Below are 19505 nucleotides of genomic sequence, written 5' to 3'. Positions count from 1 at the left end.
AGGCAAGCCATGAGCGATACCACCAAGGAACCCCTGTCCGGCCACAAGAAACTGGAACGGAACATCACGCTGCTGGCGGTGGCGACCTTCGTCACCGTGGCGATCGGCGGGCTGGTCCAGATCACCCCGCTGTTCTACCTCGAAAACACCATCGAGAAGGTCGAAGGGGTGCGTCCCTATACGCCGCTCGAACAGGCGGGGCGCGACATCTATATCCGTGAAGGCTGCTATGTCTGCCACAGCCAGATGATCCGGCCCTTCCGCGACGAGGTCGAACGCTACGGCCATTACAGCCTCGCGGCGGAGAGCATGTACGACCACCCCTTCCAGTGGGGTTCGAAGCGCACCGGGCCCGATCTGGCGCGCGTGGGTGGGCGCTATTCGGACGAATGGCACGTCCAGCACCTGACCGATCCGCAGAGCGTGGTGCCCGAAAGCGTGATGCCGCAATACGGCTTCCTCAAGGATACCGAGCTGCATATCGGCGACCCCAAGGCGACGCTCACCGCGCTGCGGCGGGTCGGCGTGCCCTACAGCGACGAGGATCTCGACAAGGCCTATGCCGACATGCTCGCGCAGGCCGATCCCGACGCCGATGCGGGCGATCTCGCAGCCCGCTACCCCAATGCTCAGATCCGCGATTTCGACGGCGATCCCGAGCGGTTGACCGAAATGGATGCGCTGATCGCCTATCTCCAGATGCTCGGCACGCTGGTCGATTTCGACAGCGCCGCACCGATGGAGGAACTCGCACAGGAGAAGGGCCGATGAGCCTCTACGACACGCTCCGCCACTTCGCCGACAGCCATGCCCTGGTGTTCATGTTGCTGCTGTTCGTCGGACTGTGCGCCTGGCCCTTCCGGCCCGGCGCGGGAAAACGCAATCACGAGGCGGCAACACTCATTTTCGAAGGGCAAGATGATGGCGAATGAGCACCCCGGGAAACGGATAGACCAGCCGACCGGTACCGAAACCGTCGGCCATGAATGGGACGGTATCGAGGAGCTCAACACCCCGCTGCCGCGCTGGTGGCTCTATACCTTCTATCTGACCATCGTTTTCGCGGTGGGCTATGTGATCGCATATCCCGCCTGGCCGATGTTCGACCGCGCGACCGCGGGCATGCTCGGCTGGACCAGCCGCGGGCAGCTGGCGAAGGAAATGAAGGGGGCCGAAGAGGCGCACGCCGGTGTGCGCGAGCAATTGGCGCGCATCCCGATCGAGCGGCTGGGCGAGGACAGTGCGCTGATGCAGCAGGCCGTTGCCGGTGGCGCGGCCGCCTTCCGCGTCAATTGCGTTCAGTGCCATGGCTCGGGCGCGGCTGGCAGCCAGGAGCTCGGCTATCCCAACCTCAATGACGACGACTGGTTGTGGGGCGGCGATCTCAAGGCGATCCACTATACGCTGACCCATGGCATCCGCCAGGCGGGCGACGACGCCACGCGCACCAGCGTGATGCCCGCTTTCCAAGGCGCCTTCGATGCCGCGCAGCTCGATGGGCTAGTCGATCATACCCTGTCGCTCAGCGGCAAGGCGGCCGGCAATGCCACAGGTGCGCAGCTGTTCGCCGACAATTGCGCCGCCTGCCATGGTGCGCAGGGCGGGGGTAATCGCCAGTTGGGGGCGCCGGCACTCGACGATGCCATCTGGCTGCGCGGCAGCAGTCGCGATGCGATCAAGCACCAGATCCTCAACCCGCGCATGGGGATGATGCCCAAATGGGAGGGACGCCTCGATCCGGTGACGATCAAGATGCTGGCAGCCTATGTCCATTCGCTCGGGGGAGGCGAAGACTTCGTGGAGATCGCGGAGAGCCCCGAGGTCGAGGTCGATGAGCAACCCTGAAACCCGTGACTGGTCGGCCGTCGTCGAAGACGGTGCGACCAAGACCAACGAACCCGTGTCGAGCGCGGTCGCCGATCCCGAGGCGGCGACCCGCCGACACGAACCGCACGAGCCCCCGCGCGAGCATCTGCCCGAGCGGCTCTACGAAAAGCGCGAATTCGTACACAACAAGCGTATCGACGGGCCATTCCGGCGCTTCAAGTGGTTCGTGATGGTCGTCACTTTGGCGATCTACTACGTCACGCCGTGGATCCGCTGGGACCGCGGCCCCTATGCCCCCGACCAGGCGGTGCTGGTCGATCTCGCGCACCGGCGCTTCTACATGTTCGGCATCGAGATCTGGCCGCACGAATTCTATTTCGTCGCCGGCCTTCTGATCATGGCGGGGATCGGCCTGTTCCTCGTCACCAGTGCGGTCGGTCGCGCCTGGTGCGGCTATGCCTGCCCGCAGACGGTGTGGACCGACCTGTTCCAGCATGTCGATCGCTTCGTCGACGGCGACCGCAATGCGCGCAGGCGGCTCGACAATGCCCCCTGGACCTGGGGCAAAATCTTCCGGCGCGCCTTCAAGTGGACGATCTATCTGCTCATCGGCCTCGTCACCGGCGGCGCCTGGATACTCTATTTCGCCGACGCGCCGACGCTGCTGCGTGATTTCTTCTCCGGCGAGGCGGCGCCGATCGCTTATATCACCGTCGCGGTGCTGACTCTGACCACGGTCACGCTGGGCGGCTTCATGCGCGAGCAGGTGTGCATCTACATGTGCCCCTGGCCGCGCATCCAGACTGCGATGCTCGACGAAAAATCGCTGATCGTCACTTACAAGGACTGGCGCGGCGAACCGCGCGGCAGCGTGAAGAAGGCCCGGCGCAATCCCGGCCAGTTCGGCGATTGCATCGATTGTACCCAATGTGTTCAGGTCTGTCCGACGGGAATCGACATTCGCGAGGGCCCGCAGATCGGCTGCATCACTTGCGCGCTGTGCATCGATGCTTGCGACCGGGTGATGAAGGATATCGGTCGTCCGCGCGGGTTGATCGACTATGCCACGCTCGAGGATTGCGAACGCGAGGCGGCGGGCGAAGCGCCCCGATCGCCCTGGCGCACGCTGCTGCGCCCGCGAACCGTGGCCTATTTCCTCATCTGGGGCGGCATCGGCGGCGCGCTGCTTTTCGCGCTCGGCGTGCGCAGCCATACCGAGCTCACCGTCGCGCCCGATCGCAATCCACACTACATGCTTCTGTCGGACGGGTCGGTGCGCAATTCCTACACCCTCAAGCTGCGCAATATGGAAAGCCGCCCGCGGCGGATGGAGATCGCCCTCGAAGGGCTGCCGGGCGCGGTGATGTGGACCGACGCCATCGGCAAGAATGATGCGGCGGCGAGCCAGACGGTGACGGTGCCGGCCGATCTGGTGCGCCAGGTGCGGGCCTATGTCGCGCTTCCTGCCGGTACGAAAGCGCAGGCGTTCACCTTCCGCCTCACTTCGCTCGACGAACAGAACGAGAGCGACGAAGTCACCACCCGTTTCGACGCCCCGGAGGAGCAATGATGCAGCGTGAATTTACCGGAAAGCACATGGCGCTCGTACTGGTCGCCGGGTTCGGCATCGTCATCGCGGTCAATTTCTACATGGCTTCGCTTGCCATCGGCGGCTTCGGCGGGGTGGTGGTCGAGAACTCCTACGTCGCCAGCCAGAAGTTCAACGGCTGGCTCGACCAGGCCCGCGCGTCCGATCGGCTCGGCTACCGCGCAACGCTCGCGCGCGGCGAGGGGGGACGCCTGCGCGTGACCACCGCCGATGTGCCCGATGGGGCGCTGTTGTCCGCCGAACTCCGGCGGCCGCTGGGCAGGGCCCAGGCCTCCGCCTTGCATTTCGAACAGGTCGGTCCGGGCGACTATGTCTCGACCCGGGCGCTGCCTGCTGGCCGGTGGATCGCCCGGATCGCCATCGACGCCGGAAACGGTCGCTGGGTGAGTGAAACCGAGGTGCCATGAACGCCCCGGTTCCTCTCGCCAATCTCAACGGCGCGCGGCTCGAGGACAGTCGCTTCACCGTGCCCGGCATGCGCTGCGCAGGCTGTATCGCCAAGATCGAGCGGGGCCTCTGCGAACTCGACGGCGTAGAGGCGGCGCGGGTCAACTTCTCGGCCAAGCGGGTTGCAGTCCGCCATGCCGCCTCGCTGAACACGCGGGACATCGTCGACGCGCTAGCGCGGATCGGCTTCGAGGCGCAGGCGGTGGCCGACAACCCGCTGGCACAGGACGATCGCGAGGCGAGGGCGCTGCTCCGCGCGCTGGCGGTGGCGGGCTTCGGCATGATGAACATCATGCTGCTGTCGGTCAGTGTATGGTCGGGAGCCGCCGGGGTGACGCGCGAGTTGTTCCATTGGCTCTCCGCCCTGATCGCCATCCCCGTGATCGCCTATGCCGGGCGTCCCTTTTTCGCCAGCGCGACGATGGCGCTGCGCTATCGGCGGGCCAATATGGACGTACCGATTTCGATCGGAGTGCTGCTGGCTACCGCACTGAGCCTTTACGAGACGGCGACCGGCGGCGCGCATGCCTATTTCGACGGAGCGGTCATGCTGCTGTTCTTCCTCCTTGCGGGGCGCGCGCTCGATGCGACCATGCGCAACAAGACGCGGGCCGGCATCGGGGCTCTCCTCTCGCGCATGGGCAAGAGCGCAACCGTGCTCGACGCGTCCGGTACAAGCCGTACGGTGACCGCCGAAGAGCTCGAGCCGGGCATGCTGATGCTGGTCGCGGCAGGCGAGGCGCTGGCGGCCGACGGGATTATCGAACACGGATCGACCGCGCTCGACAATGCCATGCTGACCGGCGAGAGCACGCCGCAATTCGCCGGGCAGGGCGATACGGTCTATGCCGGGGCGATCAATCTCGGCAATGCGGTGCGCATTCGCGTGACCGCGACGGCTTCGGACACGGCGCTGGCCGAAATCGCCCGGCTGATGGACGAAGCAGGGCAGTCGCGCAGCACCTATGTGCGGATCGCCGACCGCGCCTCGCGCCTTTACGCGCCGGCGGTGCATTCGCTCGCATTGTTGGCCTTCGTGGGCTGGATGGTCGCGGGGGCGGGCTGGTACCAGGCGCTGGTGATAGCCATCGCCGTGCTGATCATCACCTGCCCCTGCGCGATGGGCCTCGCCGTGCCGGCGGCGCAGGTCGTGGCTTCGGGCGCGCTCGCCCGGCACGGCCTGCTGGTCAAGGATGGCAGCGCGCTCGAGCGGCTCGCCGAAGTCGATGTCGCGCTGATCGACAAGACCGGCACACTGACGCTCGGCGAGCCGGTACCGCAACTGGACCACCTTACGGAACTGCAAGCCTCGATTGCACTGGCACTTGCACAGACCAGTCGCCATCCGCTGAGCAGGGGAATCACCCAAGCGCTGGTACAGCAGGGCATAGCGGCCGCAGCGATCGAGAAGGTGGAGGAGCAACCGGGGCAGGGAGTTACTGGCTGGTTCGGCGATGTGCCGGTCGCACTGCAAAGGCCCGAAACGGCCGGAGCCGCGCTCTCGACGAGCCTGCAAATCGGCGCTGACGCGGTGGCGATCGCCTTCTCCGACCCGATCCGGGCAGACGCGGGCGAGGCACTCCGCGCTCTCGAAGCCGAGGGGATCGAGGCGAGCATCGTGTCGGGCGATCGCGCCGCTCCGGTCGCCGAGGTGGCTCACAAGCTCGGCATCGGATGGCAGGCCGAACTTCTGCCCGACGCCAAGCTGAAACTGCTAGAAGACCACATGGTCGCGGGACATCGCCCGCTGATGGTCGGCGACGGGATCAACGATGGGCCCGCGCTCGCTGCGGCGCATGCGTCGATCGCTCCGGGAACCGCCAGCGACGCCAGCCAGCAGGCGGCCGATGCGGTCTTCCTGGGAGGCTCGCTGATGCCCGTGGCGCTTGCGGTGCGCGTTGCTCGCAGGACGATGGTGATCGTACGACAGAACTTCGCTTTCGCCGTGCTCTACAACGTTCTCGCCGTCCCGCTCGCGCTGGCGGGGTTGGTTACCCCGCTGATCGCGGCGGTGGCGATGTCGCTCAGCTCGCTGGTGGTCGTGGCCAATTCGCTGCGACTGGCGAGGGCAGCACGATGAGCGGTCTCGCATTCCTCATCCCGATTGCGCTGGGCATGGGGCTGCTCGGCCTCGGGGGCTTCTTCTGGGCGATGCGCAAGGGCCAGTTCGAGGACCTCGATGGCGCTGCGCAGCGCATCCTCATCGAGGACGAGGAGGATATGGAGTGATTCCCTCTCCAACACTCGGGCTGATGGCTCTGCTGCCGCTGGCGATCGGACCCTTGCCGGCGACCGCGATGAGCATCTCCGCGAAATTCTGCGGCGGGGGCACGGTCGACATTCCGATCAAGCGCGATGGCGAGCCGGCCTTGCCGTGCACGACGAAGGGGTGCCATGCGGGATCGTGCCGCAAAAGAATTGATCTGCGTCAATGACCATCGGTGCTGCATGCCCGAACAGGGGCGCATGTGGACCTATCACCCCGAGCTGCTCGCAACACCCGTTCCCCGTTACACGAGCTATCCCACCGCGGCCGAATTCGCACCGATCGATGTCGATCTCTACCGCAGCGCATTGCAGCGGACGCAGGGAAAGGTGTCGCTTTACGTCCATATCCCTTTCTGCGAGCAGATTTGTTTCTATTGCGGCTGCAATACCGGGCGCGGCAATCGTCGGCAGCGGCTCAAATCCTATCTTGCATCGCTGCAAGGCGAGATCGAGAGCGTCGCGTGCGAATTGCCCGCCGGCGTCCGCGTAACCTCCATTGCCTTCGGCGGCGGTAGCCCCAACGCCGTAAGCCCCGACGATTTTCGTAGGCTTTTCGGAGCGATCGAGCGGACATTCCCGCTCGATGACCCGACTCTCTCGATCGAGCTTGATCCGCGCACGCTGACCAAAGAATGGATCGCGCTCGTCGGCGAACTGGGCTTCGCGCGCGCGAGCCTCGGGGTCCAGACCTTCGCGTCTCATTGCCAACGCGCGATCGGCCGGGTTCAGCCCGAAGAGTGCATCGTCCGCGCGGTGGACGGCCTGCGCGAAGCGGGAGTGACTTCGCTCAACTTCGACCTGATGTATGGGCTGCCGGGGCAGACCATGCACGATCTGGAGGATACGCTGCAACGCACCCGTGTGCTCGATGCGGACAGGGTCGCCTTGTTTGGCTATGCCCATGTCCCGCATATGGTTCCGCGCCAGCGCGCCATCGACTCCTCGGCCCTTCCGGGTCAGGCGCAGCGCTTTGCCATGGCCGAGATGGGCTACGCGTATTTCGCCACGCATGGCTACCTGCCGATCGGCTTCGACCATTTCGCCAAACCGGGAGGGGACCCACTGGCAAAGGCGGCGTTGGAAGGGACGCTGAAGCGCAATTTCCAGGGCTTCACGGACGACGGTAACGAAGTCCTCATCGGCCTGGGGGCCTCTTCCATCAGCAATTTTCCGCATCTGCTGGCGCAGAACGAGAAGAACAGCGGGCGCTATCGCATGATGAGTTCGCAAGGCCGGCTCACCGCCAACCGCGGTGTAACCCGCAGCGCCGAGGATCGTTATCGCGGGGCGGTTATCGAACGGCTGCTGTGTCATGGACGCGCCCGCCTTGGTGCCGGGCTGATGCGCGGGGTTCGTTTGCAGCTCGACCCCTTCATCGCACGCGGGCTCGCCTCGATCGATCGCGAGTGGCTGACCATCCTCCCCGAGGGGTTACCCTACGCGCGCTCGATCGCGGCGCTGTTCGACGGCTACCGCCCTGCGTCCGCGCGAGGTTTCAGCTCGGCCGTCTAGCTCGCTTGCCCCGGCCAGCGTTGTCCCGACGAATGATGCCTCCGGCTTGCGACATGAGCTGCAGCATGTCACGCCCGCTTTCGGTTTGCATTTACGCATGCCGCCGATCCGGCAGCGGGCGAGCGCAGGTTTAGGTTTCGTTAACCATGATCATGCGACTGCCTGGCGGGACGGACAGGCAGGGGGAGAGGTATGAGCGGCTTTGTGCGGCGCGATCTGGCGCCGATCCTGATCGTGGCCGCGCTGTTTGCCGCGACGGCTTATGCAGGCATCGTACTGACGCGCGAGAACAGCCGGATCGCCTTGCTTTGGCTGCCCAATGCAATCGTTGCAGCGTGGCTTCTACGCAACGATGGTCGATGGATAGTTCTCACCTTGGCGGTGTGCGCGCTCGGAAATATCGCGGTCAACCGCATCATTGGCGATCCTTGGCCGACGGCCCTGACCCTGAGTTTCGCCAATGCGGTCGAGATCCTGGCCTTCGTCTCACTGATGCGCCGCGCCTGCGGCCCCCGCCCCGACATGGCCGAGATCACCAGCCTCGGTTGGCTGTTCGTCGCGGCCATTGCCGCCTCTTCGCTGTCCGGCACGATCGCTACCCTGGCGCTTTCTCCCGAAGGCGAGGTCTTCCATCTGGCGAGCTGGCAAAGATGGGTTCTTGCCGATGGCCTTTCATTGCTGATCGTACTGCCGATCGTGCTCATCGCGACCGACGCTATCCGCGCGTACCGGGTGCCCACGCGCCGGAGATTGGTCGAATGGGTCGGTATGGTTGGATTGGTTGCCGCGGGAACCGGCCTCGTTTTCATCCAGTCGCGCTTCCCGTTTCTTTTCCTTGTCGCGCCGCTGATCATTTACGCCGCCTTTCGCACTGGTGTTACCGGTACGGCCGCGGCGGTGTTGATCGTGACGACTGTGGCGACTGTCGCAACCGCTCTCGATCACGGGCCGATCACTCTGGTCGGGGGCGGTACCGAAGAGATGCTGATCGCGTTCCAGGTGTTTTTGGCCTCGAACTTCATGATCGGGCTCCCCGTTGCGGCAATGCTGGCCGAACGAGTCAAGGATCGCGAGGCGCTGAAGGAGAGCCGCGACGAGACAAGGGAAATCCTCGATAACATTCGCGAGATCATCTTCCGGGCCGATGCGCAAGGTCGATGGACCTCGCTCAATCCGGCGTGGGAGGAGCTGACCGGCTATCGCGTCGATGAAAGTCTCGGCTGGCCGACGACACGTTTGCTGCACCCCGAGGACTACGCCGAAACTCGCAATGTCTACCCGAAGATCGTCTCTGGCGAGATCCAGGAAGTGGACCTGGTTCAGAGGTTTGTGCGCAAGACGGGCGAATTGCGCACGATCGAGGTGGGCATAAGGCGCTTGGCCGATGCCGAGGGCCGGTTTGCCGGGACGATCGGCAACATCCGCGACGTGACCGAGCAAAAGGCGCAGGAGCAAGCGCTCGCAGCGAGCGAGTCCCGTTTCCGCATGATCGGCGAAACCGCTCCGGTGGGCATATTCCTCGCCAGTGCCGATGGTGAGCTGACCTATATCAATCCGTGGTGGGCGGAAAAGGTCGGGCGCACCGTCGAGCAGATGCTCGGACGCGGCTGGCTGGATTCTGTCGCAGACCTCGAAAGCTTCGTCGAAGATCCGCCGTTCCGGAATTTCAAGCCCGGGATGATTCGATGCCGCCAAATTCATTTCCGGGCCACCGACGGGTCCGATCTTTGGATGGAAACCTACAATGCGGCCGAATTCGATGAAAAGGGCCAGATAAAGGGTTTCGCGGGTGCTGGCGTAGATATTACCGCACAGCGCAAGATGAGCCAGGAACTCGCCGAACGCGACCGGCAACTTGTCGAACTGGCGGACAATGTAACCGACGCCATCATTCGCCTCGGGGCCGACGGCACTTGCCTCTATGCCTCTCCCTCGACCAGGCAGGTCTTCGGGCAGCCGATCGAGCAGGTCGTCGGGAGCCATCTGGGCGACATGATCGATCCGGAAGATCAGCCCCGTGTCTTCGGCATGTTCGACCGGCTGGTGGCCGGACGACAGGAGCGTGCACTGGTCGCCTTTCGCACGCCTGCGCCGCAGGGGCGCGGAGAGGGGCGCTGGTTCGAGGCCAGTTGCGCGGCGATTTCGCACCAGGACGACCCGGCAAAGGATTATATCCTCGCTTCGGTCCGCGACATTTCGCATACCAAGCGGCTCGAAGGCGAACTGCGCTCGGCCCAGCGCCAGGCCGAGGCGGCAGCCCAGGCGAAATCGGCCTTCCTCGCCAACATGAGTCACGAAATCCGCACGCCGATGAACGGCGTTATCGGCTTCACCGATCTGCTCGAGCAGAGCGAACTCGATGCTGACCAGCGCCACTATGTGAAGATGATCGCCGAGTCCGGGCTGACCATGATGCAACTGCTCAACGACATTCTCGACGGGTCGAAGATGGAAGCCGGACACATGACGGTTTCCTCCGAGCCGCTCGACCTGCGCGAAAAGATCGGTGCGGCCAGTCGCCTGATGCAGCCACTGGCACGCCAGAAAAACGTAGTGCTCGAAACGGTGGTCGATCCGGCGCTACCCGCGGTTATCCTAGGAGACCGGCTGCGGCTGCGTCAGGTGATGCAGAACCTCATCGGCAATGCGATAAAGTTTACCGAGAATGGCAAGGTCACCGTCGCGGCGAGAGTCATCGGCGAGGCGCGCGAGGTTGAGCTGTCGGTCGCCGACACCGGGATCGGCATCGCGTCTGAGAACCTGGAGCGGATATTCGAGTCCTTCACCCAGGCCGACGCCACGGTCGCCCGGCGTTACGGCGGCAGCGGGCTCGGCCTCGCGATCACGCGGCAATTGGTCGAGCTGATGGGGGGGCGGATCGAGGTTGCCAGCACGGTTGGCGAAGGGTCCGTCTTCACCGTGACCCTGCCGATCGTGTTGCCCGGCGAGGACGCCGCGAGTGAGGCTCCGGAGCAGTCTGCGAAGGGCGATCGCCGCTCCATGGACGGGCTGCGCGTGCTCGTTGCCGAAGACAATGAAATCAACCAGCACCTCATCCGCACGATGATCGACAAGGTCGGCGGCAACTCGCTGATCGTCGGGGACGGGGCAGCAGCGATCACGGCGGTCGAGCAGGCATGCGCCACCGGCGAACCGTTCGATCTGGTCCTCATGGATCTGCAGATGCCGGGCCTCGACGGGTTGGAAGCTACGCGCGTCTTGCGCGGACGGGGTTTCGATGCCGATCGGGTTCCGATCGTAGCGCTGACGGCAAATGCCTATGACGATGATGTCGAGGCGTGCCATGCGGCGGGCATGCAGGGCCATGTCGCCAAGCCGATCACGCTGAGCGCCCTTTCGCGAGTGCTCGACCGTTTTGCGCGAGGCGGCGAGATGCGCGGTACAGAGCAGGAGACCGATGCCGGGGCGAGCTTCGCGCAAGACCATCCGCTTCGCAGGCAATTCGCGGAACGCAAGGCTGAGCTGCGCGATCTTGCAAGGTCGATCAACGCCGACAACATCGCTGAACAGTCGCCCGAGATGGTTCGGGCACTGCACCAGCTCGCAGGCACGGCCGCCGTCTTCGGGCAGGGCGAACTTGGCGAATACGCGCGCGAACTCGAGCGCCGGCTCATCAAGGCGGAGAACGATCGCGAGCGGCTCGAGCTGATTTCGGCAAGCTGCGCGCGTCTCGCCGACGAGGTTTGAACCGGTTTGGCGGTGGGGAAAGCTGTGGGCCGATTGCAGCGCCAAGCTTGTGCCCCGTCCCAAGACAATTGCATGGTGAAATCAATAATGAGATCGCATAATACCGACGAGAGAGGATCGATGAACCGGCCAATCCACATCATCGACGATGACGCCCTGTGGCGCGCAATCGTCGCGGAAATGATCCAGGCCTTGCCCGGCTTCGTGGCGGTCGAATGGGAATCGGGCAACGCTTTCCACGATAGCCCGGACAAGGCACCCGGTATTGCGCTGATCGACGTCAAGATGCCGGGGATGTCGGGCGACGAACTCCTTGTCTTGCTCGACCAGGCGCGCTTCCTTCCCATCATGATGTCGGGCAGTGCCGACATTGCGCTGGCGGTCGAGGCGGTCAAACGGGGCGCCTTCGACTTTCTCGAGAAACCCTGTTCGGCGCAGAAACTGGAAGACACGATCGGGAAGGCGTCGCGGGAATTCGAACAGCGGTATCATGAAGCGCTCAGGCGGGAGGAGGACCTTGCGCGGTTCGAGGCGCTTTCGCACCGCGAACGAGAGATCCTTGCCGAGATCGCAGGCGACAGCAGCAATCGCGAAGCAGGAGAAAAGTTCGGCATCAGCGTGCGGACCGTCGAGGCACACCGGGCACGGATCATGCTGAAGCTGGGCATGTCTAGCTTCGCCGAGGTCGTCAGCCTAGCCCATGGTTGCGGATTCGCCGCGGAACGGCGCAAGCGTTCGGATGTCTCCGCGAGAGGCGCAGTTTAACCTTTCGGTAGGCATATCGCATTACGTATGGTTACGTCATAGGGGCTACCAAGGCTCGTATGGCTCGGCTTGATTTCATGTCACACCCCATGATTCGACCGATCCTGATGCTCTGTGCTTGGGTGCCTTCCAGCGGCGCCCAAGCACTTCCTCCTTCTGCCGGAGACGCTTCGGTAGAGATCTTGCGACCGGTTACGGTCACCAGCGAACGCAACCTCGATTTCGGTCGCGTGGTCATCGCCGATCAAGGTGGCACGGTCGAGATCACTCCAGACGGGACGCGGAACTGTTCGGCGGCACTCGCGTGCAGTGGCGCCGTATCACCGGCCATGGTCCGCCTCACCGGTGCGGAAGAGTGGGTGACGCTGTCCGTGCGGTTCGATGATCGCCTGGTGGGTCCTAACGACACGCACATCGCTGCGCGTTTGCGACTTGAGACAACCGAATTGGCGATCACGGAAGAAGGAACACTCGTCCCGATCGGCGCAACGGCGGAGATCCTGCCAGGACAACCCAGCGGAAACTACGCTGGAGAATTCGATATTATCGTTTCATATCAATAGGATAACTCGCAAAGAGCCAACCGTCTTGCCGTTAGGACGGGCTTAACCATGCTCGTCATCCGTAAATAAACGGCATTCGCCCAACTTGGCCTCGTCGGTAGCTGGAAATTGCCGACCCATAGACCAACAGAGGGTGTGACAATGAACATGACTGTACTCAAGGCGCTCGGCATCGCCGGCGTCGCTTTCGCGTCGGCAAGCCCGGCATTCGCGCAATCGGCCACGGGCGATGCTTCGGTCAAGATCCTGACCGCCATCACCGTAACCAAAAGCTCGGATCTCTACTTCGGCAAGGTTCTCGCCTCGGCCAGCGCCGCGACTGTCGATATCGCCGAAAACGGCAGCCGTACCTGCGGCACCGGCCTCTCGTGTTACGACACGGCCACCGCCGGCGGCTTCAATGTCACCGGTACCGATGGCGAAACCGTGACGGTGGCAATCGACAATCCGAACATCAGCTTGTCGGACGGACATGGCAATAGCATGGATGTGGCCCTTTCCACGTCGACCTCGACGCTGACGCTCGCCGGTGGATCGGGCAGCTTCAACATCGCCGGCTCGCTCAGCGTCGGTGCCAACCAGGCTGCTGGGGATTACACGGGCCAGTACAGTGTATCGGTCGACTATCAGTAGACCTGGGCGCTCGGTTTGTATCGCCAAGGGGGTGTCGTGCAGTGCGCGGCGCCCCCTTTAGCGATGGATTAACCATATCGACGCGATGATACCCCCCGTGATCCGCCGCCCCATACCGATCGCCGTCCTCGGGCTGGCCATCGCCGCCCTGCCGACGGGTTGGGCGCCGCTCGCTGCCCAGCAAAGCACGACGGCGCCGATCGTCGAAGAGGGGGCGCAGGTCGATTTCGGGATCGTCGTGCCGTCGGGTGAGGCGGGCGCGATCTCGATAACTCCGGGCGGCGCGCAGTTGTGTTCGCCGACGCTCACCTGCCTCGGCGGGCAACGGGAGGGCCTGATCTATGTCACCGGTGTGAAAGACGAGCTTGTCACTATCTTGATCGGCGACGCGCTTCTCTCGAACGGCAGCGCAACGCTGCATGCGCGGTTTAGGCCTAGCGATCCCTATCTCATCCTGCGCCCAGGGCGGCGCAAGAATGCATTCGGCGTTACGGGTACGCTCGCAATCGAACCGCATCAGCCCGCAGGCAGCTACAGCGGCACGTACGACATCATCGTCGAATACCAGTAACGTGCACGCATTAGGCATTTTTCAACCTTAATTCGCCAATTTGCCCCAACGCGGCGAGCTGGAAACACGCCGCAATACAAAGAGGTGTGTCAATGAAGTTCCGATCGATCGTGATCGCGGCAATGGCCGCGTGCTGTTCCGCCATGTCCGCTTCGCCGGCGCAGGCGCAAAGCGACCTGCTGGTCGCGCCGACGCGGCTCGTGCTGGCAGAAAACAGCGGCGGCGAAGTCGTCATCAGCAACAAGGGCGATGCGTCCGCCACTTACCGCATCTCGCTCGTCCTGCGGCGCATGGACTCCGAGGGACGGGTCGTCGCCGTCGACGAGGCGGAGGCGAAGCCTGAAGAGGCCGCAGCGATCGATATCCTGACCTATGCGCCCCGCCGGGTCACGCTGGCGTCGCAGGAATCGCGCACAGTGCGCATCGGCGTGCGGGCCCCGGATACATTACCCGCAGGCGAATATCGCGCGCATCTGCTGTTTCGCTCGGTACCCGATGCCGCCGACCCGACCGCTGCACCCGGGAATACCGGCAGCGATGGCATGTCGATCAGGCTCACGCCGATCTATGGCGTCGCCATCCCGGTGATCGTCCGCGTGGGGTCGGTGCATGGCCAGGCGAGAATAACGATGGCCAAGGTCGAAAACAGCGACGGCCGGGCGGGCATCCATGTCGAATTGGCCCGCGATGGGGACCGCTCGGTCTATGGCGACCTCGCAATCAGGCGGGCAGGGCGCAAGGATCCGATTGCCAGGGTCCGAGGTATCGCGGTCTATCCCGAAATCGCGAAGCGGACGGTGGCGATTCCGGTTGATGCCGCCAGTATCGCCGCGGGCGAATTGACGGTAGAGTTCGTCGAAACCGATCCCGCTGGGAACGGCCAACCGGTCGTCGCCGCGGTCGCCCGATAGCAGGCGAGGGTGCCGCGCATGCGGCCGTCGCTCTTCCGCTCTCGCTACCCTGTACTGCGGGCCGTCCTGCTGGCGGGCGCGATGTGCTGTGTCGCGGCTGCCTCGTCTGCGCGAAGCGAGGAAGAGGCAGCTGCGGCCGATCCGGTGGTTGATCCCGATACGGCGCTGCTGTTCGAAGCGCGGATCGGCCGCATGCGGATCGGCAACGGGATCAGGGCATTCGAAACCGAAGCAGGCCTGTGTCTCGATTTCGGCGATGTTGCCCATGCGCTTCAGCTCGCGGTCAAGCTCGAGGACGGGAAAAGTCGCGCGCGCGGCTGGGCCTTCAGCGAAGACCATCGGATCGACATCGATCGGGCTGCGGGTCACGTCGAGTTCGGCTCGCACTACGAGGAAATCGCACCGGGCAGCTTCTGGCGAAGCCGGTCGGGCTGGTGCGTTCGCGCGGACGACCTTGCGCGCTGGATCGGGGTGAGGCTCGAGCCCGATCTCACGAATGCCGTCCTGGCGGTGGAAAGCGATAAAGAGCTGCCGATCGAGCAAGCGGCCAAGCGGGCGATCGCGGCCGATCGATTGCGTGACATTACGGCCGGTGCCCGCGAAGAGGAACCGCTGGAGAAGCGCGTGCTGCCCTATCGCGCATGGCGGGTTCCCTCGGTCGACCTGTCGGTCCGGCTCGGGACCAGCCGAGAGCCCAGGGCTGGGCGCAAGCATACGGCTTCCTACGAGCTCTTCGCTGCGGGCGAACTGGCCTATTTTTCGGCACAGGCACGGCTTGCCTCCGACAGGAATGCAGTGCCCCGATCGCTGCGAATGCGCTTCTTTCGCGAAGATGCCGGCGCCGGTCTGCTGGGGCCCCTGCGCGCCACCCATATCGGCTTCGGCGATGTCGAGAGCTTGGCCAGCCCCCTGGTGGCGCAAGCGATGCCGGGCCGGGGGATAGCCCTGGCGAACCGACCGCTCGGCCTGTCTTCCTCCAGCGACACGACCGAACTGGTCGGTGACCTGCCGCGCGGGTGGGACGCGGAGCTTTATCGCAACGGCGAACTGATCGCGGCAACCGGTGGGCGTGCCGGTCGCTATGAGTTTCGTGACATCGAGCTGCAATACGGCACCAATTTGCTCGAAGTGGTCCGGTATGGGCCGCAAGGCCAGGTGCGCCGAGAAAAGCGCCTCTATAACATCGCCGCGCAATCGCCCGGCGCGGGAGAGGTCTGGTACGCGATTGGTGCGCTGCAGGATCGGCGCGACCTGATCGATTGGCAGCGGGATGCGCGCTCCGTAGGTGGCTGGCGTGCGACCGGGCAGGTAGAAGTCGGGCTTGGCAAGGGGGCGGCGCTGGGGCTCGGTCTTTTCCATGTGCCGCGCCGCGGGGGAGCGCGGCGATATGCCGAACTCACCGCCCGTGCCGGGGTTTTCGGCCTCCTCAACGAAGTCAATCTGGCAGCGGGCAGCGGTGGCGGGACATCGCTTCGGTTGCGCTCGATCGGGCAGGTGGCCCGATCTAGCCTGTCGTTCGAGGCGATCGTCAATCGTCGCCTCGAATCCGAACGAATCTCCGACAACCTTCGCTCCCGATACCGTCTCTCGGTCAGTCCGCGGATCAGGCTTGCAGGGCAGATCGTTCCGCTCACCTTCGACCTCGCGCGGGTCGCGACCGAGCGCGACACGCAGGAAAGGGCCCGCGTACGCGGAGCGATCACCGGGCGCAGTTTCGCGCTGGGTATCGCGGCAGGGTGGCAGCGCACGCATCGCCCGCTCGGCGAGACGGTGCAGGGTGCAACGATCGATATGCTGTTCAACGCTCGCCTGCGCGGCATCCGTCTGCGCGGCGAGGCCAATTGGGAGATTGGTCCTGCCATGCGCTTCGTCGGCGCCCAGGCAAATGGGGTCTTCGCCGTCGGTGCGTCGGGCAGCGGGCATGCTTCGCTGGGATACGGCGCGCGCGATCGCCGCGTCCGTTTCGGCCTGGGCTATACGCGCAGCTTCGCACCGGTGGCGATTACCGCCTCCGCCAATGCCGATACCGGGGGAGCGTTTTCGCTCGGGCTCGATCTGACGCTGAGTGTCGGACCCAACGGTCGGGGACGCTTCGGCAGCATCCGCGCGGAAAGCCGAGCGCAGACGGGGAGGCTGCTGGTGCGCGCTTTCGAAGACCACAACGGCGACGGCATCCGCCAGCACGGGGAGGATTGGCATCCGTTGCGCACCGCGCTGGTCAATGGCTTGCCCGTCGAACTCGAGCAAGCTTCGGATGCCGGCGGCGGGATGCTTGCCGCGCTCGCCCCGGCAGTGCCGGTGTCGCTTGCCATCGATCCTTCGAGCATAGCCGACCCGAACAAGGTTCCGACCTCGCGCGGCGTGATGGTTGCGCCGCGCGCGGGGGTGGTCATGCCGCTCGAGCTGGGAATCGTCTCTACCGGCACGGTCGAAGGGACGTTGGCCGACGCCCGGGGACCGCTTGCGGGATATCGGCTCGAACTGGTCGGGCTCGACGGTCAGGGGAATCTCGTCACGCACAGCGAATTCGACGGGCTGTTCGTGTTCGAGGGCGTGCGCCACGGGCGTTACATGCTGAAAATGATCGACAAGTCTGGTCCGGTCGAACTGCGCATGGTCGAAACCGGAGCGAATAAGGCCCGGGTTCGCCTGGGCCGGATCGGCACCGGGGGCGCACTCGCTGTCGCCGCCTCGCCGCAATCCGCGGTGCCGCGGGCCGCGACGCAAGGGGGCAACTAGGACCGCGAATTAGCCTCTGCAAGCCGCAACGGGGAGCACAATTGCTTCAACCGCGGGCTGCATCGCATGGCGGGCGGATGCGGAGGTTTCCTTAGTGCGGCACTGGTGGTCGACCGCCTAGCCTCGCGCCTTGCCTGACTCGGCAGGAAAGGAAAGCGCGATGAGTACGACCGGCCTCGAGGTGTTCGACAGGACGCTGCACTCGACCCACATATGGCTCGATGAAATCATGCAGGAGATCGGTCCCGATCGCACGCTCGCCTGGAAGGTCCTCTCGACCGTCCTGCAGACGCTGCGCGACAGGCTTCCGCTCGAGCTGGCGGCCCATCTCGGTGCGCAGCTCCCGTTGCTGGTTCGCGGTGCCTATTATGCCGGGTTCGATCCTACGAAAATGCCGACCGATTGGCACACCGCCGAAGAGTTCCGGCAGTATGTCGCCGCCCGCTTGAAAGACGCACGGCCGGTCGGGGCCAGCGACGCGATCGATGCGGTCTTCCGCGTGCTCGACCGACATCTCTCGGCCGGGCAGGTCGACAAGGTCTACCGCGCGCTTCCCAAGTCGATCCGCGGGCTGTGGCCTTTGTTCGCCGGCTGGGAAGGATGACGCGAGGCCGGCGGAATGCCTCCGCCCGACTAGCGCTGGTCGGCCGAGCCTGCGGTGCCCAGCCGGGCCTCGTGCAGGAGCTGGATGACCTCGGCATCGCTGGTCTGCCCGAAATCGCGATAGTGCGCGCCCACGGCATAGAACGGCGACGGAGTAGCGAGGCAGACGATCTCGTCGCAGAAGGCGCGTAGCGTATCGAGTGTTTCGCGCGGGGCCACCGGCACGGCGAGAACGATATTGGCCGCCCCTGCGGTGCCTAGCGCCTGCAGCGCGACCATCGCCGTGTTGCCGGTCGCGATCCCGTCGTCGACCACGATCGCGGTGCGGCCTTCGATCGGGACCGGCGGGCCGTGGCGATAGGCGGCGCGGCGCTGCTCGATCCGCTCGAGTTCGCGCGCGACCTCGGCATCGATATAGGCCTGGTCGGCGCCGGCCGCGCGCGCGGCGGCGTGGTTGATGATTGCCCGGTTGGCAGCGCCGTCCACCACGGCGCCGATACCGTATTCGCTGTGCCCCGGTGCCCCGATCTTGCGTACCAGGATGACGTCGAGCGGAGCATGCAGGCGGCGGGCGATCTCGAACCCCACGGGGACGCCGCCGCGCGGCAGCGCCAGGATGACGGGATCGCGCGGATGCAATTCCTCGATCTTCCGGGCAAGGGCGGCACCGGCCTCGCTCCGGTCGCGAAAGACCACATTCCCGCTCATGATTGCGGTGCCTCGAACGCTAGGCGGAACCAGTCGCTGGCCAGTTCGACCACCCGATCGAGCGTGCCCGGCACCTCGAACAGATGGCCGGCGCGTGGGACGATGACCAGTTCGTGCGGGCAATGGAGATCGGCGACCGCGTGCTGGTTGAGTTCGATGACCGGCCCGTCGCGTGCGCCCACAAGCAGCAAGGTGGGGGCGGTCACTGCCGCCAGCGCTTCCCTGCCGGCGAGGTCGGGGCGTCCGCCGCGCGATACCACCGCGGCGATACGCGGATCTCCCGCTGCCGCGCGCAACGCCGCGCCGCCACCGGTGCTCGCGCCGAAATAGGCCGGCTTCAGGCCGCGCGTCTCCGCGTAGCCGGCAGCCCAGTCGGTCGCGCGGACCAGCCGCGAAGCGAGCAGCGCGATATCGAAGACGTTGCGCCGGTCCTGTTCTTCGGCGGGCGAGAGCAGGTCGATGCGGGCGTCGGCGTAGCGGTCGAAGGCGTCGGCGAAACGCGGGGCGTCGGGGTCGCGCAACGGTTCGGCCCTGCCGCGCAGCAGTGCGGCAATGTCCGCCTGTGCCGCGAGCCTGGCCGGATGGATCGTCATGGCGTATCCCCTGGCTTGTCCGCCCGTGCCGCGCCGGGCGCGGGACGG

The 19505-nt window shown here is 65.0% G+C and carries 18 protein-coding genes; 16 read left to right on the top strand and 2 right to left on the bottom strand.

Annotation, left to right across the window (positions count from 1 at the left end):
* Positions 1–9: 9 nt before the first annotated feature.
* The 16 genes from ccoO to ACEQZ0_RS04085 all read left to right on the top strand — a co-directional run bounded on the left by ccoO (position 10) and on the right by ACEQZ0_RS04085 (position 18157).
* Positions 10–771: a cytochrome-c oxidase, cbb3-type subunit II gene (ccoO, locus tag ACEQZ0_RS04160; RefSeq protein ID WP_370188674.1), complete on the top strand. Its 762-nt coding sequence runs from the start codon at positions 10–12 to the stop codon at positions 769–771.
* Positions 768–932, top strand: a complete 165-nt coding sequence (locus tag ACEQZ0_RS04155; protein WP_370188672.1) for a cbb3-type cytochrome c oxidase subunit 3 — start codon at positions 768–770, stop codon at positions 930–932. The genes ccoO and ACEQZ0_RS04155 overlap by 4 nt, the downstream gene beginning before the upstream one ends.
* Positions 922–1845 carry a cytochrome-c oxidase, cbb3-type subunit III gene (ccoP, locus tag ACEQZ0_RS04150; protein ID WP_370189931.1) on the top strand — a complete coding sequence of 308 codons (924 nt, stop codon included), beginning with the start codon at positions 922–924 and terminating at the stop codon, positions 1843–1845. The genes ACEQZ0_RS04155 and ccoP overlap by 11 nt, the downstream gene beginning before the upstream one ends.
* The gene (ccoG, locus tag ACEQZ0_RS04145) at positions 1832–3397 is read left to right on the top strand and encodes a cytochrome c oxidase accessory protein CcoG (RefSeq protein WP_370188670.1); all 1566 of its coding nucleotides are present in this window, start codon (positions 1832–1834) and stop codon (positions 3395–3397) included. Before ccoP ends, ccoG begins: the two co-directional genes overlap by 14 nt.
* Positions 3394–3843: a FixH family protein gene (locus tag ACEQZ0_RS04140; RefSeq protein WP_370188668.1), complete on the top strand. Its 450-nt coding sequence runs from the start codon at positions 3394–3396 to the stop codon at positions 3841–3843. The genes ccoG and ACEQZ0_RS04140 overlap by 4 nt, the downstream gene beginning before the upstream one ends.
* Complete coding sequence (locus tag ACEQZ0_RS04135) at positions 3840–5963, top strand: heavy metal translocating P-type ATPase (RefSeq protein WP_370188666.1); 2124 nt, start codon at positions 3840–3842, stop codon at positions 5961–5963. Before ACEQZ0_RS04140 ends, ACEQZ0_RS04135 begins: the two co-directional genes overlap by 4 nt.
* A complete protein-coding gene (ccoS, locus tag ACEQZ0_RS04130) occupies positions 5960–6112 on the top strand; it encodes a cbb3-type cytochrome oxidase assembly protein CcoS (protein ID WP_370188664.1) in 153 nt (50 codons plus the stop codon). Before ACEQZ0_RS04135 ends, ccoS begins: the two co-directional genes overlap by 4 nt.
* Before the next feature lie 237 nt (positions 6113–6349).
* Positions 6350–7663, top strand: coding sequence for an oxygen-independent coproporphyrinogen III oxidase (gene hemN, locus ACEQZ0_RS04125; RefSeq protein ID WP_370189929.1), 1314 nt, complete (start codon positions 6350–6352; stop codon positions 7661–7663).
* Between the two features lie 192 nt (positions 7664–7855).
* Positions 7856–11371, top strand: a complete 3516-nt coding sequence (locus ACEQZ0_RS04120; protein ID WP_370188662.1) for a PAS domain S-box protein — start codon at positions 7856–7858, stop codon at positions 11369–11371.
* 120 nt (positions 11372–11491) lie between these two features.
* A complete protein-coding gene (locus ACEQZ0_RS04115; RefSeq protein WP_370188661.1) occupies positions 11492–12136 on the top strand; it encodes a response regulator transcription factor in 645 nt (214 codons plus the stop codon).
* Between the two features lie 89 nt (positions 12137–12225).
* Entirely contained in the window at positions 12226–12699 is a 474-nt protein-coding gene (locus tag ACEQZ0_RS04110; protein ID WP_370188659.1) for a DUF4402 domain-containing protein, read from the top strand.
* A gap of 147 nt (positions 12700–12846) precedes the next feature.
* Positions 12847–13332, top strand: a complete 486-nt coding sequence (locus ACEQZ0_RS04105) for a DUF4402 domain-containing protein (protein WP_370188657.1) — start codon at positions 12847–12849, stop codon at positions 13330–13332.
* Positions 13333–13429: 97 nt separating this feature from the next.
* Positions 13430–13903 (top strand): DUF4402 domain-containing protein, encoded by a 474-nt coding sequence (locus ACEQZ0_RS04100; RefSeq protein WP_370188656.1) that lies wholly within the window; start codon positions 13430–13432, stop codon positions 13901–13903.
* Between the two features lie 92 nt (positions 13904–13995).
* Positions 13996–14814, top strand: a complete 819-nt coding sequence (locus ACEQZ0_RS04095) for a hypothetical protein (RefSeq protein WP_370188654.1) — start codon at positions 13996–13998, stop codon at positions 14812–14814.
* A gap of 18 nt (positions 14815–14832) precedes the next feature.
* Positions 14833–17553 carry a carboxypeptidase regulatory-like domain-containing protein gene (locus ACEQZ0_RS04090; RefSeq protein ID WP_370188652.1) on the top strand — a complete coding sequence of 907 codons (2721 nt, stop codon included), beginning with the start codon at positions 14833–14835 and terminating at the stop codon, positions 17551–17553.
* A 160-nt stretch (positions 17554–17713) separates the two neighbouring features.
* Positions 17714–18157 (top strand): DUF2267 domain-containing protein, encoded by a 444-nt coding sequence (locus ACEQZ0_RS04085; protein ID WP_370188650.1) that lies wholly within the window; start codon positions 17714–17716, stop codon positions 18155–18157.
* 29 nt (positions 18158–18186) lie between these two features.
* Here the strand turns inward: ACEQZ0_RS04085 and ACEQZ0_RS04080 are convergent, their stop codons facing one another.
* Both ACEQZ0_RS04080 and ACEQZ0_RS04075 read right to left on the bottom strand, forming a co-directional pair.
* On the bottom strand, positions 18187–18864 hold the full coding sequence (locus tag ACEQZ0_RS04080) for a phosphoribosyltransferase (protein ID WP_370188648.1): 678 nt from the start codon (positions 18862–18864) through the stop codon (positions 18187–18189).
* Positions 18861–19457, bottom strand: coding sequence for a dienelactone hydrolase family protein (locus tag ACEQZ0_RS04075; RefSeq protein ID WP_370188646.1), 597 nt, complete (start codon positions 19455–19457; stop codon positions 18861–18863). Before ACEQZ0_RS04075 ends, ACEQZ0_RS04080 begins: the two co-directional genes overlap by 4 nt.
* Positions 19458–19505: the final 48 nt, after the last annotated feature.

It is taken from the genome of Qipengyuania sp. (assembly GCF_964227205.1).
GTDB lineage: Bacteria > Pseudomonadota > Alphaproteobacteria > Sphingomonadales > Sphingomonadaceae > Qipengyuania.
The sequence above is the reverse complement of the archived record's forward strand: the minus strand, read 5'-3'. Positions and strand labels throughout refer to the sequence as shown.

What these genes read in the sequence shown, in the direction of transcription:
- ccoG (WP_370188670.1), top strand. Translation starts at nt 1,832, where the DNA reads ATGAGCAACCCTGAAACCCGTGACTGGTCGGCCGTCGTCGAAGACGGT.
- ACEQZ0_RS04155 (WP_370188672.1), top strand. Translation starts at nt 768, where the DNA reads ATGAGCCTCTACGACACGCTCCGCCACTTCGCCGACAGCCATGCCCTG.
- ACEQZ0_RS04105 (WP_370188657.1), top strand. Translation starts at nt 12,847, where the DNA reads ATGACTGTACTCAAGGCGCTCGGCATCGCCGGCGTCGCTTTCGCGTCG.
- ccoO (WP_370188674.1), top strand. Translation starts at nt 10, where the DNA reads ATGAGCGATACCACCAAGGAACCCCTGTCCGGCCACAAGAAACTGGAA.
- ACEQZ0_RS04075 (WP_370188646.1), bottom strand. Translation starts at nt 19,457, where the DNA reads ATGACGATCCATCCGGCCAGGCTCGCGGCACAGGCGGACATTGCCGCA.
- ACEQZ0_RS04110 (WP_370188659.1), top strand. Translation starts at nt 12,226, where the DNA reads ATGATTCGACCGATCCTGATGCTCTGTGCTTGGGTGCCTTCCAGCGGC.
- ACEQZ0_RS04095 (WP_370188654.1), top strand. Translation starts at nt 13,996, where the DNA reads ATGAAGTTCCGATCGATCGTGATCGCGGCAATGGCCGCGTGCTGTTCC.
- ACEQZ0_RS04090 (WP_370188652.1), top strand. Translation starts at nt 14,833, where the DNA reads ATGCGGCCGTCGCTCTTCCGCTCTCGCTACCCTGTACTGCGGGCCGTC.
- ACEQZ0_RS04085 (WP_370188650.1), top strand. Translation starts at nt 17,714, where the DNA reads ATGAGTACGACCGGCCTCGAGGTGTTCGACAGGACGCTGCACTCGACC.
- ccoP (WP_370189931.1), top strand. Translation starts at nt 922, where the DNA reads ATGGCGAATGAGCACCCCGGGAAACGGATAGACCAGCCGACCGGTACC.
- ACEQZ0_RS04115 (WP_370188661.1), top strand. Translation starts at nt 11,492, where the DNA reads ATGAACCGGCCAATCCACATCATCGACGATGACGCCCTGTGGCGCGCA.
- ACEQZ0_RS04120 (WP_370188662.1), top strand. Translation starts at nt 7,856, where the DNA reads ATGAGCGGCTTTGTGCGGCGCGATCTGGCGCCGATCCTGATCGTGGCC.
- ccoS (WP_370188664.1), top strand. Translation starts at nt 5,960, where the DNA reads ATGAGCGGTCTCGCATTCCTCATCCCGATTGCGCTGGGCATGGGGCTG.
- hemN (WP_370189929.1), top strand. Translation starts at nt 6,350, where the DNA reads ATGTGGACCTATCACCCCGAGCTGCTCGCAACACCCGTTCCCCGTTAC.
- ACEQZ0_RS04080 (WP_370188648.1), bottom strand. Translation starts at nt 18,864, where the DNA reads ATGAGCGGGAATGTGGTCTTTCGCGACCGGAGCGAGGCCGGTGCCGCC.
- ACEQZ0_RS04135 (WP_370188666.1), top strand. Translation starts at nt 3,840, where the DNA reads ATGAACGCCCCGGTTCCTCTCGCCAATCTCAACGGCGCGCGGCTCGAG.
- ACEQZ0_RS04140 (WP_370188668.1), top strand. Translation starts at nt 3,394, where the DNA reads ATGATGCAGCGTGAATTTACCGGAAAGCACATGGCGCTCGTACTGGTC.